General features: G+C 40.3%; 5 protein-coding genes and 1 pseudogene. 3 read left to right on the forward strand and 3 right to left on the reverse strand.

Annotated features, from left to right (window positions below; all coding sequences use genetic code 11):
- The 3 genes from ACFIMP_RS08850 to ACFIMP_RS08860 form a co-directional block, all read right to left on the reverse strand.
- The coding region (locus ACFIMP_RS08850) for a filamentous hemagglutinin N-terminal domain-containing protein (protein ID WP_375686280.1) at positions 1-3,743 on the reverse strand (3,743 nt) is incomplete at its 3' end.
- A gap of 91 nt (positions 3,744-3,834) precedes the next feature.
- Complete coding sequence (locus tag ACFIMP_RS08855) at positions 3,835-5,595, reverse strand: ShlB/FhaC/HecB family hemolysin secretion/activation protein (protein WP_375686281.1); 1,761 nt, start codon at positions 5,593-5,595, stop codon at positions 3,835-3,837.
- A complete protein-coding gene (locus tag ACFIMP_RS08860; RefSeq protein WP_375681521.1) occupies positions 5,588-5,767 on the reverse strand; it encodes a hypothetical protein in 180 nt (59 codons plus the stop codon). The genes ACFIMP_RS08855 and ACFIMP_RS08860 overlap by 8 nt, the downstream gene beginning before the upstream one ends.
- Before the next feature lie 258 nt (positions 5,768-6,025).
- Here ACFIMP_RS08860 and ACFIMP_RS08865 point away from each other — a divergent pair.
- The 3 genes and pseudogenes from ACFIMP_RS08865 to ACFIMP_RS08875 all read left to right on the forward strand — a co-directional run.
- Positions 6,026-6,639, forward strand: a pseudogene (locus ACFIMP_RS08865) (type ISP restriction/modification enzyme); the annotation flags it as partial.
- Between the two features lie 1,696 nt (positions 6,640-8,335).
- Complete coding sequence (locus ACFIMP_RS08870; protein ID WP_375672203.1) at positions 8,336-9,319, forward strand: hypothetical protein; 984 nt, start codon at positions 8,336-8,338, stop codon at positions 9,317-9,319.
- An 81-nt stretch (positions 9,320-9,400) separates the two neighbouring features.
- The gene (locus ACFIMP_RS08875; protein ID WP_375672204.1) at positions 9,401-10,063 is read left to right on the forward strand and encodes a hypothetical protein; all 663 of its coding nucleotides are present in this window, start codon (positions 9,401-9,403) and stop codon (positions 10,061-10,063) included.
- Positions 10,064-10,253: the final 190 nt, after the last annotated feature.

Below are 10,253 nucleotides of genomic sequence, written 5' to 3' on the forward strand. Positions count from 1 at the left end.
TTGTCAATATAGCCTGTCAACTTGGCATCAAGCGTGCCACCAGCTTCAATCGTGCCGTAAACAGCATCATAAGTGCGCGTGATTATTACAGGATCATCAACATATTCCGATGTGTCTGTATCTCCTATTTGAGCCACCCCTGCACCCAAAATATCACCAGATGTAGTCTCAATGCGTGTTGTCGTCTCAATCTTGGTTGTTTCGGTTAAATCACGCCCCTCATTGAGCAGCGTATCGCCATGCATCACAATGTTGCCATTGGCAGCAATTAAACTATAACTATTGCGGATATCGCCGGCATGAACCGTGAGATGACGCCCTGCTAAAATCTGGGCAGCATTATTGGTAAAATGAGGCTGCTGCTGACTAACCGTCGTTGTAACTCTGGTAGTTGTGGTAGTTGTATCAACAAAAAACCACCCATCTGTTTCAGTATGTGATGTTTCATAGACATTGCGATTCACCACTTTATCGCTAACTTCAACTCCACCTTCACGCATGTTGGTAAGCGCTGAGACATCGAAGGTCATATCGCCTGACACGGCTTCTAAAAGACCCGAGCTGTTGATCACATGACCAGCCCGCTCTCCACTTAAGCCACGGATGATGAGATTGTCTTCAGCAATGACATCGGCAAACTTATTAATAAAATCCCCATCCAAGGAGAAAATGGCAGATTTCTTGGCATAAATCAGCCCACTATTACTCAGATCAGCGCTCACATTGAGCGCAACCCCATCACCACTTGAGCCAATACTGCCGGCATTGTCCAAAACATCTGCGGTTAAAACAAAAGCGCCACCACTTTTGAGAACACCGTCTTCACCATTTAAAACCAGAGCAACTTGCCCCAATGACGGATCATGACTTTTTGCTATAAGCGTAAAGCTGTCACTGGCTAAAAGCTGACCTGAATTGGCTAAAGACCCAAGCTTCGCATCAACAACACCGCCCACCATGATACCGGAATTGCTTAAAACATCATGGCTGTTGAGAGTAAGTACCCCGCCTTGCGCTTCCACAAGCCCAGCTTGGGTGAGTGTGCCTGCCTTCAGCGTTACATCATAGGCACCAACCTCACTTGACTCGCCCATTGTCAATATGCCATCACTGGAAAGCTCTATCCGCTTTTGTGAAACAATGCGCCCCGTTTGGCTGAGATTTGTTTGCGCACGCAAAACAATGATATCATTGCTTTCTATTGTGCCACTATTGCTTAAATCACCGTGGCTGGTCAGTTGAAGGTCACCACGCTCAATCTCTATGTGCCCTGCTTGGATCACACTATCAGCAACAATATTGACTGCCCCTTGCGTAGAAATAAGACCATCAACATTCTCAAAACTGCCCACATCAATGCGCAAACCATCCCGCGCTAAAACATGCGCACCTTCATCATGTGTAGCGTTTTGTTGCTCTGAATTTGTCGTTTCAGCGCTTTTATTGACAAAAGACGTTGCAACAATCTTCATCTCACCGGCTAAAGCACTGAGAAGACCAGCCTCATTGTTTATATGACCAGCACGTGTCTCTTTCAGCCCACCAATGGTGAGAGCCTCTTCTGCAATCATTCTGCCCTGTGTGTTGGTCAGATTACCATCACTGAATAGATCCATAGATTTTTTGGCGTAAATCAGCCCACTATTGCTGACATTTCCTGCCACATTGAGCGCAACATTCTCACCACTAGAGCCAAGCGCACCGGCATTGTCTAATTGCCCTGCGGTCACAACAAAAACACCACCACTTTGAAGGACACCTTCGGATGTATTCTTCAGAAAGGCTTGTTGCGGATCGGCGCCTTCTTGTGCGCTTACCATCAAATGCAAATCATCGGTTGCAATAAATGTCCCTTGATTGGTAAATGCACCAATATGAGCATCGACACTCTCACCGCGCATTGTGCCGCTATTGATAACCCCATCACGCACTTGAAGGGTTAATGCTCCCTCTTGAGCTTCCACAGTCCCTGCTTGGGTTAAAGCATCAGCACTCAAAACCACATCATAACTTAAAATCGTGCTCTCTTGAGAGGTTGTGAGCATGCTACCCGCTGTCAAGGCAACCTGCTGCATACTGACAATATCACCCGTGTGATTGAGGGCACCATGGGCATCCAGCGTTATCTTCCCATTGGACCAGACAGTGCCTTTTTGGATCAGGGCACCGTGATGCGCATAAAGGTCAACTTTTTGCTCTGCCACTAAGCGCGCACGTGATGTAAGCTCTGCTGCTTCCACCAAAAGAGAGCCGCCGGCGCTATAATGTCCAGCGCCTACAGTGAGCCCATCATCGGCGCTCAAGACAATATTCCCCTTGGCACCAATATGGTTGTTTAAAGCGGTGATTTGATTGGTTTTAATGGTCAGATCGCCAAGGGAAGAAACCCCTGTTTGATCATTGTCTTGCATGCGGCTCAGATCAATTGTTGCTGCTTGGATCTCTAAGAGATCACCGGCGGCTATCCGCCCATTCCCCGCCTCAAGCTTTGCTGCCTGTAAATGCAAAGAACCCGTCGCTGACTGTTGACCATCACTCCCAATACCGCTTGCTAGAAGAGCATGAGACTGGAGCTTGATCAGATCGGCGCCCACATCAACAGTACCGCTCGCTGCAACGCGAGCTTGCTCAGCCAGTTCAACATGTTTCAAAGCCTTCAGCTCAACCGCTTCTTCTGAAAAAAGCAGATCTTTCACGTGCACACTATCGTGGTGGGAGTGAGCCTTCACCGCTCCTTTGGCGCGTGCTTTAGCAATCACCAGCTTGCCATCACTTGTCAATCTCATGGCGCCTGCATTGGCAACCATGTCTCCGCGCATCTTAACGCCGGCGCCTTTATCATTGGCAATCACGCGGATCTGCCCCGCATACATTCCACCAAACTCACTGGAATCAATCGCCAATTCCGGCTCTTTGCCATCAGAACCAAGAGAAGTTGCTTCGCGTTTGTTATAATCAAAATGATTGCGCCCCGCGATAACAGCCAAATCTCCTTTGACCTGTATGGGACCCCCGACACTGATCTTGCGCGAAACAAGATCAAAAATATCTAATGCACTCCCATCAGCCCCACGAGCGCCTATGGTGATATCTCCACCCTCAACACGCAATCCACTCAAAGCGCCATCGGCTCCAATAATCGGTTGTCCAGTCGATAAAGTCACCCGTGGTGTATTAATAAAGCCACAACCGTTACAGGTAATCCCATTGGGATTGGCGATAATAACATCCGCCATATGCCCGTGTACTTCGCTCACGCCTTCAAGACGCGAGCGATTGGCACTCACCACTTCATTAAGGATAACCTTTGCTGCACCGCTATAACGCAAATTGCCGTTGCCTGGCACCAATCCCCCAAGCTGTGAACGCGAAACCTCCTCAGTCGAATTGTTCAAAATCACGCCATGGGTATCAACATTGAAACTGTCATATTTGTTATGAGAAAGACCTTGTCCATTGGGGCGAACAATATCAATCAGCGGCACATCATTGCCGGCTTTCCCCACCGTGGGGCGGAAAACAGAGCCAACCCCATCAGCTGCTTTTATCCCTTGGCTCTCTTGTGCAACAGGACTTCGCGCTCCAAGCGCTTGTGCTTGCAATAACAAAGGCTGAAAAGCTAAGCAAAAGCTTAAAACAAGTGAAAGCCCCTTATGGATCCCTCGCTGCAAAACACAAAGAACGCGCTGCCATAGCTTGTATCCATATCCCAATCTATGCTTTTGATTTTTCAATCCCCGCATCTTCAGCTCCTCATAAAATTCTTTATCTCTTTAAAAAAACAACCCATATGGGTATAAACAGCGCAGCGATATTTTTTACCGCCCCTTTGCTCTAAAATCTCAATAATGCCCGCACTTGAAATAACCCTGTCGCATTTCCCTTTTCTCGCACTGTCGATTGGGTTAAAATATTCGAATAAGACACATCAATATCCGTAATGTCTCCGGTTGCATGGAAACCAAGAGTTGCCCCAACGAGGCTCCCGCCAAAACTGTTTTTGTTTACATTATTGGCCACGGCCCCCAGATCAAGCGCCATATAAGGGGCAAATTGGCTCATAAATTTACGCCCCATTCTCGAAGAAAAACCTGGCAACAACAGCGACAATTCATTGCGCCAAAACGCCCCATTATTGCCGTAATAAATCGCCTCACGCACCCCACGCACAGAGGAACTACCACCAAGCGATATTTGCTCTGAACTAAACAATGTGTCGGGTGATAATTGTCCTGAAAACAGCGTGTTATAGCGAAAGTTATATTGTTTGAGCGAAAAAGGACGCACGTAGCCTAGGGAAAAAGACAATTTGGAAAATTGCCCTTTGGGTGAATTTTTTGTTGCATTCTCTTGCTCTTTATCGTCATAAGCGCCAAGAATTGCCAACCCTTTATGAAACCCTATATGCGCGCTTAATTCTCCTCCAAGCCACTTGCGCGAGTGATCAAGCTCAAAGGTTGCAATAGCTAGTTTACGGCTGGAAACATCAACCCGACTGCCCATAATAAAATTATCAGAATATTTCCATGTCAACCGTCCTGTAACCCAGGTCTTTCCCTCTTGATCACGGTCGATAACCCGTGAAATCCACGGTGTCAGCGATAAAGACTTGCCCGCAGTCATAATATCGGAAAATATTCCCTTAACACTCGAATGATATTGGCTCCACGTCCCATCAAAACCTGTTGTCCAAGTGCCATAGGGTAGAGAAAATGATCCCGTTAGAGTATCACTATTGGGGCGCTTGTGAGAAAAATGATACGGACTACCATCCATAGAGCGCTGATAGCTAAACGACCATTGATCATTGATCCCCAACAGATCATCAAAAGAAAGGCTCAAGCGCGTTTGATAAATTCCTGTTGCTTTAGCACCAAGATTATCGCTGGAAAGCGTAATAAGCCAAGGTTTCTGTTTTTCAATATGAACATCGAGTATCGAACCACCCGAATTGCTCCCCGCACCAAGATTAATGGTGGCTTGGCGTGAGAAAAGCCGATTGATTTGATCAAGCCCTTGCTCTATCTGGCGCAGATTGGTCGGCTTCCCAATAAGATTTGGAAAAGCCGTGGTGATTTCTCCTTGAAGTCTCCTCTCAACTTTATGCCCATCCAGAGTGATATCTTCCATCACACCTTCAACAACAACAATCTTGAGATGACCGCCGCTTAAATCTTGCTCAGGCAAATAAGCCCGCACCGCAATATAGCCGCGCTTCATATAAAGCTTGGTCACCGCTTTGAGCACTTTATTGATTTCGGCAATCCCCAAACACCGTCCTTCCCAAAGAGAAATGGCTTCATGAAGGTCGGTATGAGAAATCAACTGAGCACCAACAAATTCAATGCTTTTGATCAGCAAACAGGTTGTACCAGATGAAGCACCATAGGCAGATGTGGTATCATCGTCTGGCAAAAATATCCCATGTGTTTCGTTTCTACGGTGCAATCGTTGAAAACGCTGTTGTTGTGTTTGTTGTCGTTGGATGCTCTCTGATTGATTAATCGCTTTCTCACGAATATTTTGGGCAAAACTCGGCAACGAGAAAAGGCACAAAATAGCCGCAAAAACAAAAGTAAAAAAAAATCTATGCATTCATTGTGCCCTCAAAATGAGCAACAAAATGATCCCCATCATCAGCGTCACAGAAAAAATCGCCAACCGCGTAACAATTTTTTAATTTTTTGATGAGAGTAATACTTATAACATCTGAGAAAAAAGCATAGACTGTACTGTATACACCTGCTTTATGTGTTGTGCAAACCATATCATTTCCCCCGCTTTTGAAGATTTTACAATGACACTGTTAAATGACAATCATACACTCTAATATGCTTCTTAATTTTAAGGTGTTGCATGTAATATAATTTTGAGCTTCAAGTAAAGCCTCTTATTCATAGAATATACCAAATTTATTGGAACTGTTACATATTAGAGACAACAAAAAACTATCCATTGATTGTCGCTTGATAAAAAAAATAGCATGACAATCGCTTATTTACTAAAATAAGAAAAAAAGAAAATGCGTAATGCTATAACTGATGAAGGATTAGCATATTTAAAAGCCGCTTATCCTAATGAAAAAACACTAAAGATGATCTGTTTTATTATGTTTACGGTTTTTTGCATTCAGAAGATTATCGCACCCGTTATGCTGATAATTTATGCAAAGAATTGCCTCGTATCCCTTGCGTAAAAACGGCTGATGATTTTTGGAAATTTGTGACAGCAGGGCGTGAACTCGGTCATTTGCACGTGAATTATGAAGATGTAGAGCCTTATCCCGTGATCTTTAAAAAGGGTAATCCAAAACAGACAGAAATCTCTAATCCCGAAAAATTCTATTATGTGACTGAAATGAAATTTGCTGGGAATAGTAAGGAAAAGAATAAATCAACTGTTATTTATAACAGCAATATCACAATAACAGATATCTCTCTTGAATCGGTTATGGGGCGTCAATGCGTTAAGACAGATAAAAAGAGTGGTATTGTTAATGATGCCAATCACTATGCTGTTGAAACCATTGGCAACCCTGCCTATCCATTAGAGTTATTTCAAAGGGTTATCACTGTAAGTTTAGAAACAATGAAAATTGTTAAGAACTTACCAAAATTAGAAATAAGAGAAACCAAATAACTTATAAAGCATGCTCACATGATAGGCATATTAACCTCACAAGGGGTATAAGGTCTTATAGCTATAGGTTCCTATACCCCCTTTATACATTGCTTACATACAATCTTTAAAAGGATAATTTATCATGCGTTATTCTAAAAAGAAGAAACTTGCACTTTTAGATACTCTTATTTGGATTGCTTTAAAACTTTTAAGAAATCCACTCTTAAATAGAATTAGATTTTTTTACATTGCCTTTAAGAGGTTATACCGTAATCTAAAATGATAGCTTTATCCTTTTCAAAAGCTTTGTTTAAAGAGAGTTATGTATATTCATTTTACTTATAGGTTTTGTAGGTTCTTAAAACCCCCAAAACCCCTACAAAACCCCTTTAAATGTATATTATAGATTGTATTTACGGATTGTATTTAATATAGGTTGTTTATTTAAAACATTAACATATTGAAATATAATGATTTTTATTTTGGATTAAAAAAATAAAATAATACGTACAAAAAGCACCCCCAAAACTCATAACTATAAAGATCTTGATAGCATCTCTTATGAGTTACAAGATATCTTTTGAAAAGCTTTAAAGGATCACATGATTTTTATAAAGCACGTTGTAATCATTCTCTAAATCATAAGGTTATCTATTCAAAAGAACTGATTAAATTCATAAAAGGGATTTTAATAACGTAATCAGTTTTTACTTTCATACGCTTTTCATAAGACACGTTTTAATGACACACTAAAATAATCACTTTTGTCAGTTCAATTTACTGACAGATAACTGACAAATATATATTATTAATTGTATTTAAGGTTGTGTTATCTATATAAGTTGTATCTTAAAAAGACTAACATATTGAAATATAATGCTTTTAATTTTTTATCATTTTAAAAAAATAGTATAGGGTCTAAAAAGAACTGACACAACTGACAAAAGTCTATTAAAAGGGATTTTGCTAATCTCTATAATGATCAGTTTCTATTGAGATATTTTCATAACAGACAATAAATCACAATTATCCTATTTATCGTTTCTCTTATGAAAATGAAAAATGATGCCATGGCTATAAAGAACATAACAGCTATAGAGAAAGCAAAAATGCAAATGAAAGCATTTGTTATAAGAGCGCGGTGCTATTAAGGTCGTTTAAATTAAAGCCCCTTATAAACAAAATTCACAAAAAATTTAAAATTCATTTAGTAACAAAATTGATAGGTTATAAAGTTTAAAATACGCATCATGAGAGCGTTTCTAAATATTATAAATGTATAGATTCAGAAAATAACGCAATCTTTTAAGAAAGCTAATAATATAGCTTTAAAAGCATATAAATATAAAAGAAGCAACTAATAGGCATAAGATATTATCAATACACAACGTATTTAAAAAATACAAAAAAATATCAAAAAAGATAAAATATTGTTTGACAATAAATACGTATTTTGTTATATGAATATTCAAGTGATTAGAAAACACTTTGAAACGACAAGCGGATAGATTACGAAACAATCTTTCCAACGCTTTTAAAAATTGGCTATCTTTTATACTTTTGTTAGTATATGAGGATTTTGTCGGGTGTGTTTACACCATACAATACTCTTTATGAGAAAAGTGTAAGCAGCGGACTTGTCGCCGTGTTTTCTAGCACCCGATGCCCTCTATAGGCTGTTAATAGAAAATTTAATTACGACAAGGTTTTAATTATGAAAAATACAGTAAAAAACATCCCCGTTATCTCTAATATTGCAAATGAAACCGCGCTTGCTAATCAACAAGAGCCTGCAAAAAAATACGAATTTACAGGTGAGACAATAGAGGTTGGTGATTATACTCTTTATCGCATTCGGGCTTTAAGGGATTTTGCTAATATAAAAGCTGGTGATTTAGGCGGCTTTATACATAAGGTTGCAAATTTAGCTCATAATGGTGATTGTTGGGTCGGTGGCAATGCCATGGTTTATGGTGATGCTCGTATTTACGATAATGCCCATGTTTCGGATAATGCAAAAATTACTGGATCTGCAAAAATTTATGAAAATGCAAGGGTCTATGGCAATGCTAGCGTGCATATTAGAGCTGAGGTTTATGGCAATGCGCAAGTCTATGAGAACGCATTGATTTATGGTGATATTTTTGGACATGCTAAAGTGTATGGAAATGCAAAAATTTATGACACTATTTATGGCAAATTTCTTGATAAAACTCGAATTTATGGCAATGCTGAGGTTTATGATAAAGCGCGTGTTTTAGGAACCTCTCAGGTTTATGATAATGCCCATGTTTATGAAAATGCTATAGTTTTTGATAATGCTAGGGTTTGCGATAATGCCCATGTTTGTGGCGCTGCTATGGTCAATAGAGAAGCCAAGGTTTATGGGAATGCTATAGTGACTGGTTATGCCCATGTTTATGATAGGGGCTGCGTTTATGACAATGCCAAGGTTTATGGCAAGGTTTATGGTGGCGCTTGGGTTTCCAATAATGCTTTAATTTCTGATAATGCCGAGGTTTATGATGATGCTCGCATTTATGACAATGCAAAAATTTATGGCAAGGTCCATGGTGATGCTCATGTCTATGGCAATGCCAAGGTAATTGGCTATACTGAGATTGGTGGTGATACCAAAATTGGTGGCAATTATAAAGAATCTGTTATCACTGGTGATATTGTTTTTACAACTGTGTAAATGACGCGCGGGCGCGGCGGGGGCGCCCCCCTTTAAACATTTCATTCTAAAATTCAAATCTTTTTATAAAGGAATTGTGCTATGCAAAAAAAGTTTGCACTCACAAATGAGACACGTGTATTTAATAATCAAACTCTTTATCGCATCCAAGCATTAAGGGATTTTGACGATGTTAAGGCTGGTGCCTTGGGTGGTTTTATTGAAAATGAAAGTAACCTCTCTCATGATGGCAATTGCTGGGTTTACGATAATGCTCTTGTTTTAAATCCTGCCCATATTTATGAAAATGCCAAGGTTTTTAATAACGCTATTATAATGGGTAGTGTTTATGGCAATGCCCATGTATGTGACCGTGCCCGCGTTTATGCAAATGCTCATGTTTATGACAATGCGCATCTTTCTTATAATGCTTGGGTTTATCATCAGGCGCGGGTTTATGGCAATGCAAAATTATCAGGAAATGCTCGTATTCATAGCAAGGCGGTAGTTTATGATCATGCTGTTGTTAGTGGCGCTGCTAAAATTTATGGCAAGGTTTATGGGAATGCTAGCGTGGGCTGTCATACTGATGTTTATGGCTCTGTTTATGGTAATGCGAAAATCTCTGGTTATTTCGTGATTAGAGGTAATGTATATGGCAATGCAAGATTAAAAAGAGATAGTGATTTATATTGGGTTCCCATAAATTGTGAGGTTTATGAAAACGATACCGTTGTAAAGATTATTGAAAATAACGCTGCTTAAATAAAGCATGGGCGTTGTGGGGGCGCCTGCTTTCCAATCCAATTTTCCATTTCAAATTTTAGCAAATGTTTATCACATTAAATTGTGAGGGTATCTCTATGTGCAAAAAATATGAATTAACCAGTGAAATCAAAAAAATCAAACATGCTCTTACTCGAAATATTATAAACCTTTATCGCATTAAAGCTTT

Origin of the sequence: Bartonella sp. AP65SXKL (assembly GCF_042195725.1) — a bacterium.
Taxonomy (GTDB): Bacteria; Pseudomonadota; Alphaproteobacteria; order Rhizobiales; family Rhizobiaceae; genus Bartonella.

Bases quoted from the DNA above. Each gene is read 5' to 3' on its own strand.
- ACFIMP_RS08855 (WP_375686281.1), bottom strand. From the start codon at position 5,595: ATGCATAGATTTTTTTTTACTTTTGTTTTTGCGGCTATTTTGTGCCTT.
- ACFIMP_RS08860 (WP_375681521.1), bottom strand. From the start codon at position 5,767: ATGGTTTGCACAACACATAAAGCAGGTGTATACAGTACAGTCTATGCT.
- ACFIMP_RS08870 (WP_375672203.1), top strand. From the start codon at position 8,336: ATGAAAAATACAGTAAAAAACATCCCCGTTATCTCTAATATTGCAAAT.
- ACFIMP_RS08875 (WP_375672204.1), top strand. From the start codon at position 9,401: ATGCAAAAAAAGTTTGCACTCACAAATGAGACACGTGTATTTAATAAT.